The following is a 15,923-nucleotide window of genomic DNA, read 5'->3' on the forward strand; positions in this document are numbered from 1 at the left end:
CAACTCGGCTGGAAGGCGTCTTTTTAAGAATCCGTTCCATCTTTTGTACGAGAACCGCCTTACTCCGTGAGATGCCCGAAGAACGTATCTCCTGAATATTCTGAACGCAGCAATCCTTCTTCGCTAAGCCTTGGCATGAGTTCATCAAGCGCTAGCCGCATTGATCCGGTTGAGCCACCCGGCGCGGTTATGAACCCGTCGATCGCACCTGCTTCAAACCATTTGCGAATGTCTTTGGCAGCATCATCCACCGTGCCGATGACCTGCCAGTGTGCGGCGCTGATAACCTCTGGTCTGCGCAAGAGTTCATCTAGTGAAAGCTCTTCACGCTGTAACAAACGCCGAAGCAATCCTGCATGGGTTTTGCTTCGAACCTTTTCCGGTCGAGGTGGCAGGTCGTCCGGTCGAATGAGACGATTTGCGGGCCATTTCGATAGGTCGAGGCCGGTCATTTCGTGGATGAATGCGATTTTTCGAGCCCGATCACCTCGCGCATGCGTGTAGGCGAACAGTTCATCCGCTTCTTTCCGCGTTGGTGCCAAATAGAGGCTGAGACCGGGGAGCAGGCGGACGTCGTTCGGCTTTCGGCCATGGAATTGCGCACGGTCGCGAAGATTGCGGCGAAGATCGATTGCCGCTTCCATATCCGGGGTCGCGGAAAAGACGGCGTCGGCAACGGATGCCGCAAAGTCGCGCCCTGCCGGTGACGCGCCAGCCTGAATAAGCGGAATGGGAACATCTTGAACGGAGGGGACATTGAGCGGACCCTTAACCCGGTAAAAGGTACCTTCGTGGTCTATCGGATGTATGGCTGCCGTATCCGCAAAGCGGCCACTTTCACGATCACGTTTCAAGGCCGATCCGGGAAAACTCTTCCACAAATCACGCACGACGCCGGTGAATTCGGCTGCCCTTGCATAGCGTTCGTCAGATGAAGGCATTTCCGTCAAACCGAAATTCTCGTTGCCATCGAGTGCCGTAACAATGTTCCAACCGGCCCGGCCTTTGCTGAGCCAGTGCAGGGACTGGACCTGACGAGCAACGACATAAGGCGGCATGAAAGTTGTCGATATCGTGGTCAGAAGACCGATATGCGAAGTCTCCCGAGCCAGTGTCGCCATGACGAGCGTTGCATCCATGCTGCCGAAGCCCGGAGTGGTTTCCATGATCTGATGGTTCATGAAAAGGCTATCGGGACGGAATACGAAATCAAGTTTTGCTGCTTCCGCACGTCGGGCGATATCGACGTAAAAGTCCGAGCCGAATGTCCCTTCGATGTTGCTGTCCGGATGCCGCCACCCGTCGCCACTCAGCCAGGTCGGTGCCAGCGACATACCAATGTGAAGTTTCCGTTGCGCACCCATTCCAGGCTCCCGTTAATGCATATAAAAAGCTGTGTCGACCACAGATGTGACCGACTGGTTGGCGGTTTTACAGGATACTTAGAACGTGCCCTTGATACCGACGCCGAATGTGCGTGGCGTGGTTATACTTGCCTCGATGCCACCAATGCCGCGGTTCTGCTGCAGATAGGTTGGAGTGCGCTCGTCGAAGATATTCTTCACATAGCCATAAAGCTGCAGCGATTCATGGAAATCATAGCTCACTCGCGCGTCGGCAATCGTATAGGCGTCCACGACATAGATCGGTGTATTGGCAAGGTCTGAATAGTAGCCGTCAGTGTGGCGAACCTGTCCGGAGATATTGAGCTTTTCCGTTGCATCCCAGCTCGCACCGATGCTGAACATATAACCGGGAGACTTGGCGAACTCATTGCCCTCATAGCTTACATTGCTCGAAATTTCGTCGATTTCGGTGCGGAGAATACCAGCACTTGTCTTGATCGTCAGATTAGACAAAAGCTGATAGTCGAGCCCCATTTCAAGACCATAGGCATGAGCCTTTTCGGCATTGATCGTATAGGATTGCGCCACACCGGGAGAGACGACGACAGGAATGTTGTACTGGGCGTTCTTGAAGTCCATGTAGAACAGATTGCCTGTCAGCGTGAGCTTGTCGTCGAGCAGATTGGCGCGCGTGAACAACTCGTAGTTCCACAGTGTCTCATCCTCAAAAGGCTTCCACTGCCGCGAATTGAGATTGAGGGAAACCCCGCCGGGGTTGTAACCTTTGCTGACCAACGCTCCGATCGTCAGATCGGGGGTGACAGCATATGCCAGCGATACCTTTGGCAAGAGCGCGGAGAATGTTTCGTCGTAATCGAGTGGCGTTGGCGCCAGTGCCGATTTTCCGATGCGCTGTACACGATCCTGCTGGTAACGTAGCCCACCGGTCAACGTCCACTGGTCATCGAGCCGGTAGCTCACTTCGGCAAAAAGCCCCAGATTGTCTTTCGTATCGTCAAACGTCGTCGTGCCTTGAAGCAGCATGAACTCGTCCGACTTGGTATTGGCGTAGAAAATACCGGCGACACCGCTGATGACGTCTTCCTGCTCGCCAAACGTGATACGAGACTCATTGGAAATGTTCTTCTGATTGATATCGGCCTTGCCGTTATTCGCAATGCCGGTATGGCGATGCACCGAGGAGGCGGAATATTGCGCCTGATTGTAGAATTTCACGCCGTTGCCGAAATCATAGCCGACATCAAGGATGCCTGTATTGGTATCCTGCTTCCAGCTTGGCATGGTCGTGGTCAGATGTTCGAGCTCATCGAATGGTGCGGATGCTGCTTCCTGGCTTGGACGGTTGGATCGATTGTGGGAATAGGTCAGCTTTGCCGTAAGGCCTGGTATCTCCGCTGGTTCCCACAGCAGTTTCAGCCGTGCATTCAACGCCTCGAAATCCTGATTTGTCTTTTCGGAAATGAAGTTGGGGCTGATATAGTCGATGAAGGTATCGCGGCCCGAATAGTCGATCGCGAGGCGCGCGGCCAGCTCATCCTTGTAGATGGGACTGTTCAGCATGATTGAGGTGCGTTTGGTATTGTAGTTGCCGATCTCGACCTGATAAGCACCTTCACGTGTGAATACCGGGTCCTTGGTGTTCACGATGATCGCACCTGCAATTGCATTCGCACCCTGAGATGTAGTCTGTGGGCCACGGAACACCTCGATACTATCGAGGTCCCACACCGAAGTCGCGCCGAAGTAATATTCGTTATAATTCAGATAATGCCCATCGAGATTGATCGTGGCGCGCGGCACGGTGCCGCCCCAGAACACGTTCTGCCCTGTGTTTGGGCCCTGCGTATCCTGCCCGCGAATAATAGGAGCGCCGACATTGTCGGTATAGATGACGTTCGGAACGTTCGCGATCACTTCAGCCACGGATGAATCGCCTGTCTTTTCCTTGTCGATTTCCTTGGCCGAAATGACGGTGACAGATGACGCCGTGTTCTTGATGTCGCGCGCAACTTTTTCCCCTGTCACGACCACAGTATCAAGCACAATCGCATCGGAGCTGGCTTTCGCAGCCTCCTGGGCAAGCGCAGGCGTTACCACAAACACCGCCAGCGTGAGTGCACTGGCGCTGGACATCAAGCCACGATTCAAACGGATATTCATAAGTCGCCCCAAACATGAGTATATTAGTCATGTTCTGTTAAAGCATAAGGGTGTCATTCCGCAATAAGGAATGCATGCCGCAATACAGTATACTATCAAGCCTCCGATATGTGTTGCATGCCCGCAACAGTGAGGGAGGGCCAATTCAATCCGTCCAAAACCCTCGAGGTTCGCCCATCGCATTCGCAATGCAGAGGGCATGACTTTCCAACGGCTTGTCGCTAAACATTGTTTTGCTATTACCGCGGAGGAGGCAAAGCATTTGAACGAGAACGACCTGTCCGATGAGAGCGACACCACGAGTGAAAAACGCTCGGGTACAATACAGTCGGTTTCCATTGCCGCGCGCTTTCTCCGGATTCTGGCCAATGCTGAAACCGAGCTTGCGTTGGGCGAAGTCGCTCGACGGGCAAAGACGGGAGGATCGACAGCGCATCGTTATCTGCAGAGCCTTGTCAAGGAAGGCCTTGCGAAACAGGACGCTGCGAGCGGTCTTTACGATCTGGGGCCGACTGCGCTGAGCATCGGCATTGGCGCTTTGAAACGTGTGGACGCCGTGGAGATTGCGGCGCAACACATGAAGGCCCTTTCGCAACGACATGCCGTCAGTGGTGGTGTTGCTATCTGGACAGATCGTGGCCCGACCCTCGTGCGCTGGTATCGAAGTGCGTATTTCTCGGTCAATCCTCTGGCTCTGGGAGACACATTGCCCATCGATAATACGGCTTGCGGTCTGGTTTTTCAGGCTTTTCTACCCAAGGCTACGGTCGATGCAGCGCGTAAGGTACAGCCAGCTCACTTTCGGGGCAGCCCGCCGGCAAAGTCATTGCTGGACCAAGTGCGCAACGAACGATGGTCCGAAATGACCAGCCATCTTCTTTCAAATGTTACAGGGCAGGCCGCACCGGTCTTCGACGCGCAGCGGGAAATCGTTTGCGTCATGACGACGGTGGCTGATCTTGGACAATTGCGAAGCGAGGACGAGCGGAGAGCGCTCTTTCATGAGGCGTCACTGGTCAATCAGGCAACTGGCGGAAGGATCGTAGACGGGGAGGGGGGCGACGCCATCGATTGAAATGTCACGGAGATTGCGGGGGCGTTCCTCGGGGGACGACGAGCGGCGTTCCCGAAACCGGATCGGTAATGATTACCGATGCAAGGCCGAACACATCTTCTATCAGCTTTTCTGTAACGATCTCGGATGGAGCGCCTTCCGCCATGATCGCCCCGTTTCGCATGGCCACCAGATGTGAAGCATATCGGCAGGCATGATTGAGATCGTGTAGTACGGCAACGACAGTCCGGCCCTCGCGGTTAAGTTCCGCCAGCAATTCCAGAAGTTCGATCTGATGCGCGATATCGAGATAAGTTGTCGGTTCATCGAGCAGAAGGATCGGTGTTTCCTGGGCCAGGACAAGAGCAATCCAGACGCGCTGACGCTGGCCGCCGGAAAGTTCGTTGACTGAACGGTTGGCGAGGTCGGAAATACGGGTGACTTCCAGGGCGCGTGCTACTGCTTCCTCGTCCTCCACTGACCATTGCCGCAGAAAGGACTGATGCGGATACCGACCTCGAGATACCAGATCCGCAACGGTGATGCCGTCTGGGGCGACCGAGGTTTGTGGCAGAAGACCAAGCCTGCGCGCGACTTCCTTCGCCGGCAAATGGCTTATGTTCCTGCCATCCAGCACGACTTTTCCACTGACCGGAGCAAGCAATGGTGACAAGGCACGCAGCAATGTGGACTTCCCGCACGCATTGGGACCGACAATGACAGTGAAAGACGCATCGGGAATAATGATCGACAAGTTCTCGACGATGACCCGATCATCGTAGCGCAATGTAATGGCGTCTGCATGCAGGCGTTGCATCATGGTTGGTCGTCCCTGGAGGAAATCACGTGGCTGTTCGTATTGCATTGTAGAACGCATTCTGCAATATGGAGTAATCAGCTCCAGTTTTCGGAGCCGAAGCAGACCGCTCGCTCCTTGTTCGATAACGGCGCAGTGTTTTCCCATTCGAAACGCTGGCTGGTCGCGCGTTCGTTCGGAAAGCTTTCCATCTGAAGATTTCCAATTTGCGTTGGTGGAGAATAGCCATGCAAGCTGCACGTCCGATTTTCTTGCTTCTCGCCACCATGGTCATTCTGTTTTCTCCACCTCGGACGGTCATGGTCGCCGAACAGGCCTGGCCACGTACCGTAAAGCATGAAGCGGGCGAACTCGTACTGAAAACCAAACCCGTTCGCATCGTATCGACCACACCCAGCATAACCGGTATACTGCTGGCCATGGGCGCTCCTCTGGTTGCGACAGCCGCGACGACCCCGAGCCCACTGACAGATAACAAGGGCTTCTTCCTTCAATGGGCAGAAGTTGCCGACGAGCGGGGCGTCGAAGTGCTATATCCCAATCTCGAATTCGACATGGAAGCTATTATCGGGGTTGAACCGGACCTGCTGATCGCATCGGCGACCGGAGCCGACAGTGTCGTTCAACATTATAGCGAATTGGAAGCGCAAGGCATTCCAACGCTGGTCGTCAATTATTCCAACCAGAGCTGGCAGGAGATTGCTACTGAGCTCGGCACAGCGTTGGGGTTGGAAGATGAGACCGGCGCGACGATCGCCCGTTTCGACGCCAAGGTTGCAGAGGTGGCTGCAACGATTATGCCGCCCAACGAACCGGTTACAATCGTCGGCTACAATATCGGAAACAGTTACTCGGTCGGCAGAACCTCAAGCCCGCAGTCCCTGCTTCTGCAAGCATTGGGTTTCAAGGTCGATGGCTTGCCCGATACGGTAGCCAAGGATGTCAGACGCCGGTCTGATTTCGATTTCATTTCCCACGAGAACCTCTCGGCAGCGATTACAGGCAAGAGCATTTTTCTATTGCGCGGCTCACAAAATGACGTTCAGGCATTGCTGGAAGATCCAGTACTGGCGAACCTTCCTGCGGTCCGCGATCATAACGTCTATCCTCTCGGACCATCTTCATTCCGTATCGACTATTATTCCGGTCTCCAGATGATCGAGGCTGTCGCGTCCAATTTTCGCAAATGATGCCCAGACGGATACAATTCATCATGCCATTGCAGAAGCGGCGTGTTCGGGGTCTTGTTATTGTCGCCGCCAGTTTAGCCGCTATGGCGCTTTGCAGCCTTGCTCTGGGCTCCCGGTCAATCGCCCTTACCGAGACCATCCATGCGCTATGGCAGCCTGATTTTTCGAACAACGAACATCTTGTCATTCTCGAACTGCGTATCCCGCGCACCATCGTTGCAATCATCGCAGGGATGGCTCTTGGAACCGCTGGCGCCATCATGCAGGCTGTAACGCGCAATCCGCTCGCCGAACCAGGATTGCTGGGGATCAATGCAGGTGCAGCCGTCGCGGTCATTCTGGGGATCGTGACCTTTAACCTGACGACAATGGCGCAATATGTCTGGTTCGGATTTGCGGGCGCTGCTCTTGCAGGAATTGCCGTCTTCATTCTCGGAGACACCCACGGCAAAGCGAATAATCCCGTGCAATTGGTGCTGGCCGGAGCCGGATTGTCGGTTGTGCTTGCATCGGTCACGGGCATTGTTGTCATCAATGCACCGCTCGCTGTCCTTGACCAGTTTCGTCACTGGGCCGCAGGCTCCGTTGAGGGGCGCGGCCTTGATGTCGTCGCCATTCTGGCTCCGGCAGTCATCGCAGGGCTTGGCGTGGCGATGTCGATCGCCGGAAACCTGAATGCAATGGCGCTGGGCAGGGATTTTGGTGCTGCGCTTGGCGTCAACCTGCACGTGACCTGGCTTGTGGCCTGTCTTTCCGTAATGCTTCTGGCAGGTTCTGCCACTGCTGGGGCTGGCCCCATCGCGTTCGTCGGACTGGTGGCTCCTCATCTGGCCCGGACCATCACTGGACCGGACTATCGTTGGATACTGCCATATTCCGCATTGCTGGCGTCCAATCTTTTGCTAGGCGCTGACATCATAGGAAGGCTGATTGTAGCACCTTCGGAAGTTGCAGCCGGGATTGTCTCCATGTTGATCGGCGGGCCGTTCTTTATCTTTGTCGTGCGCAAATTCCGGTTGACGAAACTATGAGCACATCAATGAATATATTTCGGATAGGTCCTGTTTCTGTTCGCTGGAAATCGCGCCCATTGATGATCTGCTGCCTCTTGCTTGCAGCCATCCTGCTGCTTGCGGTTTTCCATATCGCAACAGGTACAATGTCATTCAGCTCTTTCCAGGTCATTTCGAGTCTGGTTGGTGGAAGCGACAACGCGACCGCCGATCGCATAATCCAGCGCGTACGTTTACCTCGCCTTGTCACAGCCTTGTTTGTGGGTGCTTCACTCGGTATGGCAGGCGCGATCTTCCAATCAATCTCGCGCAATGCCCTTGGCTCGCCCGACGTGATCGGCTTTACGACAGGTGCAGCAACTGGCGCTATTGCACAAATCATATTGTTCAATGCCGGTCCGCTTGAAACAGCGCTTTCAGCCGTTGCAAGTGGAATGGCGGCGGCAGTTCTTGTGTTTATGTTGGCTGTCAAGGGGCGACGAACCGGCGGCTATAGGCTTATCCTTGTCGGAATTGGCGTGGGGGCCATTCTTTCGGGCATCAATACCGTACTTCTGGTCGCGGGCGATCTGGACCAGGCCGCGTCGGCCCAACTCTGGCTATCGGGATCACTCAATACAAGAAGCTGGGCACATGTTGTCCCAGCAATGGTCGGTTTCGCGGTAACCGTGCCGTTGGCGCTTCATTACGCCAAATCTGTCAATATCTTGGAAATGGGCGATGATGCAGCATGCCAGCTCGGCATCCAGCCGGAGCGTACGCGTCTGGCAATGGTGTTGGTCGCGGTCACGCTAACATCTGTTGCTACCGCATCCGCCGGACCGATTTCCTTTGTCGCTCTGGCAGCGCCACAGTTGGCCCGGCGTCTGACGGCGAGTTCGAATGTCCCACTCATTTCGGGCGCCCTTATGGGGGCAACCCTTCTGGTGGTTGCTGACTTGTTAAGCCAGCATGTGCCATTCGGCATCAAAATGCCGATTGGTCTTACGACCGGGCTATTAGGGGGACTTTATCTCCTCTGGGTTCTTGCTTGCCAAAAAAAGTGATTAGTTCTAGTTGAGAAGCACCGTAAATCAGCGAAACAGATGGCTCACGCCAGGACCTTGGCGACGCTGAGCGGCTCGACTGTCTCGTGAGAATTACGCGCAGCGCCGGCCCAGCTTCAACAGAGATGGACCAGCACCCGATGCTGTTTAGTAATCGGTGATCTTTTTCATGTAGCGGCGACCATCCAGCATGACCTGCTCACGCTTCGCCGCCAGTTTGTAGGCAAATTTCCAAAGCGCATCGAAGAAAATCAACGGCACGAAATATCCCTTGAAAGTGTCATCTATGTCAGCGAGATCGAGTTTCGCTGCATCCAGCACCAATATATTGTCCGGCTCGCCGAAACGGTACAGGAAATCCCGGCCACGCTCGGCCAGCGCACGCGTTTCATCGAGTCCAATCATGACGACGAAGCAGGCATTTTTATCGACGACTTCGAATGGGCCATGGAAGAACTCATTGGCGTGGATAGCTTGCGAGTTGATCCACAGCATTTCCATGAGCACGCAGATGGAGAATGAATAGGCTGCGCCATAAACCGGACCGCTAGCCATGGTGTACACGACTTTTTCGCGGCCGTAGCGCTCTGCATATCTGGTAAAGGTTTCATCAAAATGCTGCTGACCGCGTTCAATGGCCGGTTGCAGTGCCGGCAGGCTTTCCAGCAGTTTGGGCAGCAGGCTGGTCTTGTCGCGTAAATCGACAATGCCCGCCAGCAACATGTAAAGCACGCTGTAATTGCTGTCGGCACCATCGATCGGAATGCCGGTGGTGTAGGACGCCTGGTATTGCAGCACGTGGTCGGCGGCGGCGGCGAGCGGCGATTGCGGATCCAGCGTCAGGGAGATCACGCAGGCGCCCCGGCGACGGGCATGTTCTGCCGCCCGCACCGTTTCCTTGGTGGTGCCCGTCTGGGAGCACAGAATTACAATGGCATCGCTGTTGAGGCGACGCGGGTCGCGTGTGACGAACTCCTCGCCATTATAGACATCAGAGGTCAGCAGTCCCGAATGGCGATCCAGAAAATACTTGCCCGGATGCATGATTGACAGCGATCCGCCGCAGGCAACCAGAAACACATGCGAAAAATCCCGCTGCGCAAGCGCATTCAGGGTTTCAGCAATATCGGTAGGAAGTTGTTTGGGCATTCTATTCCTCTTTTCAGCGTCTTGAAGAGCCTGGCTGCGCCGATCGGCAGCCGTTCCGGTCCAGTGCAACATTTCCCGGTACCAACCCCGCGATACATTGACAGTTCTACTTTAGTGTGCGAACGTTCTCACATCTTGTCAATTGGGAAAATAAGAATGATCAAAATCGCGGCGATGGGCGATAATGTCGTCGATTGTTACATTTCGCGTCGGGAAATGTTTCCAGGCGGTAACTGTGTCAATGTCGCTATCCATATGAGCCGTTTTGGGGCCGAGGCGGCCTATATCGGTGTGGTTGCCGCAGATGCGGCCGGAAGGGTCATTCAGGCCGCACTGCGCGACGAGGACGTCGATACTTCGCATCTGCGCATGGAGGGCACAGGCAAGACGGCCTATTGCATCATTGGTCATCGCGGTAACAATGATCGCTATTTCATCCGCTTTGATCTCGGAGTGTCGATGTTTGAGCCGAGCGCCGCCGATATTCAGTTTGCGCGCCGGTTCGATGCCGTCCATATCGGTCAGTCGAGCGGCCTTGACGGCTGGCTGGATGCCATTGCGCCGCAACGTCTGTCCTATGATTTCTCCACCCGTCGCGACGTGGAACACTATCGACGCATCGGCCCGAAATGCTTTCTGGCCGCTGTTTCGGGCGGTGAGCTTTCGCCGGACGAGATTACGGCGACCATTGCCTGCCTGCGCGAGAGCGGCGCGGATTGGGTGCTGGTCACCCGCGGCACCAAGGGCGCAGTTCTTGCCAGTGCGCAAGGGGTTTTCCATACCGAAGCAACGCCGATTGTGGCGGTTGACACGTTAGGCGCTGGTGACAGTTTCATCGCCCGCACCCTTTATGGCCTGGTGAAAGGCGAGGCGCCCGCAACATTGCTACAGGCGGCGTCACGCGTTGCTGCGGCGACATGTGGCCAATATGGTGGTACAGGTCATGCCGCGCCGATTGATCTCGGCGAGCCTATAGCCGAGTTGCAGGATTGAGCTCGCTGCGCATGTCTTTTCGAGGTTAAGACCGGCCAGATCAACCGGGATGGCGGGCGAGCGAACAACGGGGCTGCCATTCGGCATGCAGCACGATATCCTGCTGCGCGCGATCGGCGCTATCGAGCCGCTCCAGGACCAGACGGGCCGCGGCTTCGCCAACCTCGAGCAGCGGCTGCCGGATTGCCGTCAGTTTAGGGGTAAAGAACGACATCCAGTCCAGATCGTCGAAGCAGACCACGGACAGTTGCTGCGGAATGGAAATATCGAGTTCGCTAATTGCCAGCATGGCGCCGGCTGACATCAATCCATCGGTGGTAAACAGCGCTGAAGGCGGGGTTTCCCGGGTCAGCAACGCGATGGCGTGCTGGCGGGCAATATCGATCGAATAGCTGCCCACCTGGCCAACGAGGCTCGGATCAAAGGCGATCCCGGCTTCCTCATGCGCTTCGATATAGCCGAGCAGACGTTGCCAGCTCGGATAAAGCGATGAAATATCGATTTTCTTGTGCTGGCGGTCGTGAAGAAATGCGTTGAGATTCTTGTAGCGGCCATGCTCGAGTTCCGCCAGTACGCCAATCCGACTGTGGCCGTCGAGAATCATTTGGGTCACTGCGGCGTGGGCGGCCTGGCGGCCATTGACGGTCACCGAATCCGCCTTCAATCCCTTCACGCGGCGATCGATCTGAACCACCGGACAGCCGCTGGCAACGACATCGTGCAAGTGCTGCGCCTTGAGAATATCACAGGGCGCAATGATGATGCCGTCGGCCTGCTTTTCGCGCAGAAGATCCACTGCCTCCAGCTCACGATCGATCGATTCATCGCTGTTGGTGACGATCAAGCCAAAGCCGCGCGCACGAACCACATCGGAAATACCGCGCAGAATACTGGCGTAAAACGGGCTTTGCATGTCGCCCGCGACAACGCCTATGGTCTTGCTGCGCCCGGTGATAAGACTGCGTGCCAGCAGATTGGGGCGATAGCCCAACATATCAGCGGATTTCTTCACCTTGTCGCGGATTTCTTCGCTGGTATAGCCATAGCCGCCCAAGACACGTCCGGCGGTCGCGGTGCTGACGCCGGCCAGGCGCGCTACATCGGCAATGGTCGTCTTGTCGGCGCGTCGTTCACTCATGTCTGCGCGTTCCTTCCAAGCAGTTCCACGCTGCTCAATACCTGTACCGTTTCATAGGCGATGATGGGCCTGATCTCAACTTTCAACTTGACGGATGCGTTCAATCAATGGCTATATTGTGAGAACGTTCGCATATCATTCTCAGCAACGCAAGTAGAAGACGAGCCTCGCACGGGGATAAAGTTCCAATCAAAGGGGAGATAAATGACCAATCGTCGCAAAACCGCATCCCGGCGCATGATGGTAGCGCTGGCGGCGCTGGCCACGGCCGCCAGCATCACCTCGGTGCATGCCGCACCGATCAAGGCACTACAGGACGCTGTGCCGGAGAATTACAGGAAGGGCGTCAAGATTGCTGCCTTCAATGACTGGCCACCGGACGAGTTTGTCGAAGACGGCGTCCTGAAAGGCTGGAGCATCGACATGGCCAAAGCCATGTCGGAACGCATTGGCGTACCATTCGAATTTACCGCAACCAGTTTCGACGCCATCATTCCGGGACTGGCCAGCAAGCGTTTTGACGCCGGATTTTCTTCCTTCGGTGTGACGCCGGAACGGCTTGATTCGCTTGATTTCATTCCTCAGCGCAAGGAAGGTACCGCCTATGCCTTCTTGAAAGGCAAAGACTTTTCCATCAAGTCGGAAAAAGATCTGTGCGGCCAGAGCGTTGCAGTGATGACAGGCGCCTGGGACTACCAATATCTGAAGGAAAAGAGCGCGGAATTGTGCGAATCCGCCGGTGAGAAGCCGATTAACCTGCAGCAATTCACCACCCAGAACGCCGCCGAACTGGCTGTGTCCTCGGGGCGTGTTGAGATGGTGGCGGCCGGATCGGCAAAAATGCACTATATGGCCAAGATTACGGGGCGCTTCAGCGTATCTGAACTGGTCAGCAATCCGGTCTTCAACGGCATTGGCGTGCGCAAGGGTGATGCGCTTGGGCCAGTTTTCCGTGATGCCATCCAGTCCATGATCGATGACGGCTCCTACAAGGAAATCATGGCAAAGTGGGGCGTTGATGGCGCCGGCACCCTGGAAAAGGCGGTGCTGGTTACTAAGGACAATCCGGAGCCAAAATAGTCAGGGCCGATTGAAGGAGAACGCCTGTCAGCCGGCGGCGGTGCGAATACAGCCGCGGTCCATTACGCAAGGGCCGGCCCGGAACACGGGCCGGCGGGTTTGGTAAGTTCGAATACGAATTTCGCTAAACACGATACGGTAGTCTGGAGTAAATCATGGCAAGAACAGCAAAGACGGTCGCGCACCGGCCGGATATACATAGTGTCAAACCGATACCCGTGCGCCATCCGTCTCGATGGATCACCGGCGCCGTGCTCATTCTGATCGCATTGAGTTTTGCCAATATGCTGGCGACCAATGAGAACCTGCAATGGAACATTGTTGTGCGCTACATGTTTCATCCCGACATTCTCGCTGGCTTGGCGCGCACGCTGTTCCTGACTTTTGCCGCAATGATCTTCGGTTTTGCAATCGGCATCATACTGGCCGTGATGCGCCTTTCGGCCAATCCGGTGCTGCAATGGGCAAGCTGGCTGTGGATATGGTTCTTTCGCGGCGTTCCACCCCTGGTTCAGCTGATTTTCTGGTACAATCTGGCGCTTCTGGTTCCCAATCTGACCATTGGCATCCCGTTCGGGCCGACCTTGTGGTCCTGGGACATGAACACGCTGATCACGCCGATGAGTGCAGCACTGCTTGGCCTGTCCTTTACAGAAAGCGCCTATGCCGCCGAAACCATCCGCGCTGGCATCCAGGCGATCAATCCGGGCCAGACCGAGGCCGCCGCGACACTTGGCATGACGCGGTTTCAGATCATGAAGCGCATCGTGCTGCCGCAGGCAATCCGTATTATCATTCCGCCGATCGGCAATGACACCATTTCAATGCTGAAATTCACGTCGCTGGTCAGCGTGCTTGCCTTGCCCGATCTGCTCTATTCGGCGCAGATGATTTATTCGCGCACATATCAGACCATTCCGCTGCTGATCGTGGCTACGATCTGGTATCTCATCCTGTCAACCGCCCTGACTATCATCGAACACCATATCGAGAACCACCTGAAATCCCGGCAGATCACCTGTTCCGCGTCATTCCTGTCCAGACTGCTCCCCTTCAAATTTGCGCTTGGATATCAAAAATGAGTGAAACGCCCGCGAGCTTGCCACTGTTGCAGGTGGAAAGACTGACCAAATCTTTTGGCAATCACCGGGTGCTCGACGGCATCGATATGACGGTGGAAAAGGGGGACGTGACCTGCATTGTCGGCCCATCCGGCTCCGGCAAAAGCACATTGCTGCGCTGCCTGAACTATCTCGAAGTGCCGGATTCCGGTGCCGTGTTGCTCGAAGGCGAGCCGATCGGCATGCGTTGGCAGGGTGAGCGGCTTTATACGATGTCCTTCAACGAACTGGCACGCCAGCGCCAGAAAATGGGCATGGTGTTCCAGGGCTTCCATCTCTTCCCCCATAAGACCGTGGTGGAAAACATCATCGAGGCGCCTATGATCGTACGCAAGATAGGTCGCCAGTCGGCCACCGCCGCGGCGATGAAGCTGCTGGAAAAAGTCGGCCTTACCGAGCGCGCGAATTATTATCCCGACCAGCTCTCCGGTGGGCAGCAGCAACGCGTGGCGATTGCCCGTTCATTGGCGATGCAGCCTCGGCTGATGCTTTTTGATGAACCCACATCAGCTCTTGATCCGGAACTGGTCGGTGAGGTTCTGGCGGTGATGCGCCAGTTGGCCGAAGATGGCGTGACCATGATTGTCGTCACGCATGAAATGAACTTCGCTCGCGAAGTCGCCGACCTTCTGATTTTCATGGATGGTGGCGTGATTGTTGAATCCGGCCCGCCTAAAAAGGTTATGGGCAATCCACAACATCCGCGTACTAAAAGTTTTTTGAAGCGCGTGGCGTGACAGGAACGAATGATGATAATTCTCAATGCACAGCAAACCGAAGCCGCGCTCGATTATCCGGGATTGATCGAAGCCTTGCGTCAAGCGCATGCGAGCGGCAAACGACCGCAAAGCGACACTACCGTGCTTCAGGATCGGAAAAGCGCAGACAACCAGTTTGTGTCCCTGGTAGCTTGGCTCGAAGGGGAGGCGGTTGCCGTCAAGCTGGTCGGTGTTTTCCCTGCGAATGTCAAACTTCCTGTGGCCCAACCTTCGATCCAGGGCACGGTAACGCTGTTCAGCGGTCAGACCGGCGAAGCACTCATGGTCTGTGATGGCGCCATTGAAACCTTCAAGAAGACGGCGGCAGATTCGGCACTTGGCGCCAGCCTGCTGGCGCGCAAGGACGCCCGTACCTTGCTGGTGGTTGGTGCCGGGGGGCTAGCGCCCCATGTGGTGGAGGCTCATTGCGCCAGCCGACCGTCGATCGATCAAGTCTTTATCTGGAACCGCAACTTCGACAGGGCGGAAAAACTTGCCAGCCGAATTGACATTGCCGGCGTCAACATCGTTGCCGTGGAGGATCTCGATAACACAGTCTCGAAGGCGGAAGTGATATCGTGTGTCACCATGTCGACCAGTCCGCTGGTTAAGGGAAAACTCCTCAAAGAGGGCGCTCATGTTGATCTGATCGGTGCCTATATGCCAGACATGCGTGAAGCCGATGATGACGTGTTCCGTCGTGCCGGACGGGTATTTGTCGATACGCGCCATTGCTGTGATGGTTCGGGTGAACTCGGAATTCCGCTCGCTACAGGACTTATCAACCATGAGCAAATCGAAGCTGATCTGATTGAGCTATGTCAGGGAAAACATCCAGGCCGCAGCGACGACCGCCAGATCACCGTCTACAAAAATGTTGGCGGCGGGCATCTCGATCTGTTTACCGCGCAATACCTGTACAGCACTCTTTAAGAGGGATGCCACGTTCAACAAGCACGGTATTGAACACCGGATGGCTGTGAAGACCCGTTGTTGACTGGCAATCAGCGCATTGCAAGATTGATTGAAGTGCCATG

General features: G+C 55.5%; 14 protein-coding genes. 9 read left to right on the forward strand and 5 right to left on the reverse strand.

The genetic code is table 11. From position 1 onward, the window contains the following. Positions 1-59 precede the first annotated feature (59 nt). A complete protein-coding gene (locus OINT_RS20910; protein ID WP_006469929.1) occupies positions 60-1,364 on the reverse strand; it encodes an NtaA/DmoA family FMN-dependent monooxygenase in 1,305 nt (434 codons plus the stop codon). Between the two features lie 78 nt (positions 1,365-1,442). Beyond that, positions 1,443-3,527: a TonB-dependent receptor gene (locus OINT_RS20915; RefSeq protein ID WP_039853453.1), complete on the reverse strand. Its 2,085-nt coding sequence runs from the start codon at positions 3,525-3,527 to the stop codon at positions 1,443-1,445. A 262-nt stretch (positions 3,528-3,789) separates the two neighbouring features. Here OINT_RS20915 and OINT_RS20920 point away from each other — a divergent pair, with 262 nt between their 5' ends. Continuing rightward, positions 3,790-4,602 carry an IclR family transcriptional regulator gene (locus OINT_RS20920; RefSeq protein ID WP_006471512.1) on the forward strand — a complete coding sequence of 271 codons (813 nt, stop codon included), beginning with the start codon at positions 3,790-3,792 and terminating at the stop codon, positions 4,600-4,602. Positions 4,603-4,606: 4 nt separating this feature from the next. On the opposite strand, the gene OINT_RS20925 is transcribed toward OINT_RS20920, so the two are convergent. Then, on the reverse strand, positions 4,607-5,401 hold the full coding sequence (locus tag OINT_RS20925) for an ABC transporter ATP-binding protein (protein ID WP_039853455.1): 795 nt from the start codon (positions 5,399-5,401) through the stop codon (positions 4,607-4,609). Between the two features lie 224 nt (positions 5,402-5,625). Between OINT_RS20925 and fepB the strand changes: the two genes are divergently transcribed. From fepB to OINT_RS20940, 3 genes are read left to right on the forward strand one after another with little or no spacing between them, the layout of a single operon-like run. Then, positions 5,626-6,588 carry a Fe2+-enterobactin ABC transporter substrate-binding protein gene (gene fepB / locus OINT_RS20930; RefSeq protein ID WP_006471514.1) on the forward strand — a complete coding sequence of 321 codons (963 nt, stop codon included), beginning with the start codon at positions 5,626-5,628 and terminating at the stop codon, positions 6,586-6,588. Between the two features lie 23 nt (positions 6,589-6,611). Next, complete coding sequence (locus OINT_RS20935; protein ID WP_036565062.1) at positions 6,612-7,619, forward strand: FecCD family ABC transporter permease; 1,008 nt, start codon at positions 6,612-6,614, stop codon at positions 7,617-7,619. 8 nt (positions 7,620-7,627) lie between these two features. Then, entirely contained in the window at positions 7,628-8,647 is a 1,020-nt protein-coding gene (locus tag OINT_RS20940) for a FecCD family ABC transporter permease (RefSeq protein ID WP_235691698.1), read from the forward strand. A gap of 147 nt (positions 8,648-8,794) precedes the next feature. Here OINT_RS20940 and OINT_RS20945 read toward each other — a convergent pair whose 3' ends face one another. Next, on the reverse strand, positions 8,795-9,796 hold the full coding sequence (locus OINT_RS20945; protein ID WP_006469937.1) for an SIS domain-containing protein: 1,002 nt from the start codon (positions 9,794-9,796) through the stop codon (positions 8,795-8,797). Between OINT_RS20945 and OINT_RS20950 the strand changes: the two genes are divergently transcribed. Then, on the forward strand, positions 9,728-10,789 hold the full coding sequence (locus OINT_RS20950; RefSeq protein ID WP_077684364.1) for a PfkB family carbohydrate kinase: 1,062 nt from the start codon (positions 9,728-9,730) through the stop codon (positions 10,787-10,789). The genes OINT_RS20945 and OINT_RS20950 overlap by 69 nt on opposite strands. A 40-nt stretch (positions 10,790-10,829) precedes the next feature. On the opposite strand, the gene OINT_RS20955 is transcribed toward OINT_RS20950, so the two are convergent. Then, positions 10,830-11,927 (reverse strand): LacI family DNA-binding transcriptional regulator, encoded by a 1,098-nt coding sequence (locus tag OINT_RS20955; protein WP_006469938.1) that lies wholly within the window; start codon positions 11,925-11,927, stop codon positions 10,830-10,832. Between the two features lie 204 nt (positions 11,928-12,131). Between OINT_RS20955 and OINT_RS20960 the strand changes: the two genes are divergently transcribed. From OINT_RS20960 to OINT_RS20975, 4 genes are all read left to right on the forward strand, one after another. Further along, positions 12,132-13,007 (forward strand): transporter substrate-binding domain-containing protein, encoded by an 876-nt coding sequence (locus OINT_RS20960; RefSeq protein ID WP_006469940.1) that lies wholly within the window; start codon positions 12,132-12,134, stop codon positions 13,005-13,007. Between the two features lie 155 nt (positions 13,008-13,162). Next, positions 13,163-14,089 carry an amino acid ABC transporter permease gene (locus OINT_RS20965; protein ID WP_006469941.1) on the forward strand — a complete coding sequence of 309 codons (927 nt, stop codon included), beginning with the start codon at positions 13,163-13,165 and terminating at the stop codon, positions 14,087-14,089. Then, positions 14,086-14,865, forward strand: a complete 780-nt coding sequence (locus OINT_RS20970) for an amino acid ABC transporter ATP-binding protein (protein ID WP_006469942.1) — start codon at positions 14,086-14,088, stop codon at positions 14,863-14,865. The genes OINT_RS20965 and OINT_RS20970 overlap by 4 nt, the downstream gene beginning before the upstream one ends. Before the next feature lie 9 nt (positions 14,866-14,874). Next, positions 14,875-15,819: an ornithine cyclodeaminase gene (locus OINT_RS20975; protein WP_006469943.1), complete on the forward strand. Its 945-nt coding sequence runs from the start codon at positions 14,875-14,877 to the stop codon at positions 15,817-15,819. Positions 15,820-15,923: the final 104 nt, after the last annotated feature.

The sequence above is a fragment of the Brucella intermedia LMG 3301 genome, assembly GCF_000182645.1.
GTDB lineage: Bacteria > Pseudomonadota > Alphaproteobacteria > Rhizobiales > Rhizobiaceae > Brucella > Brucella intermedia.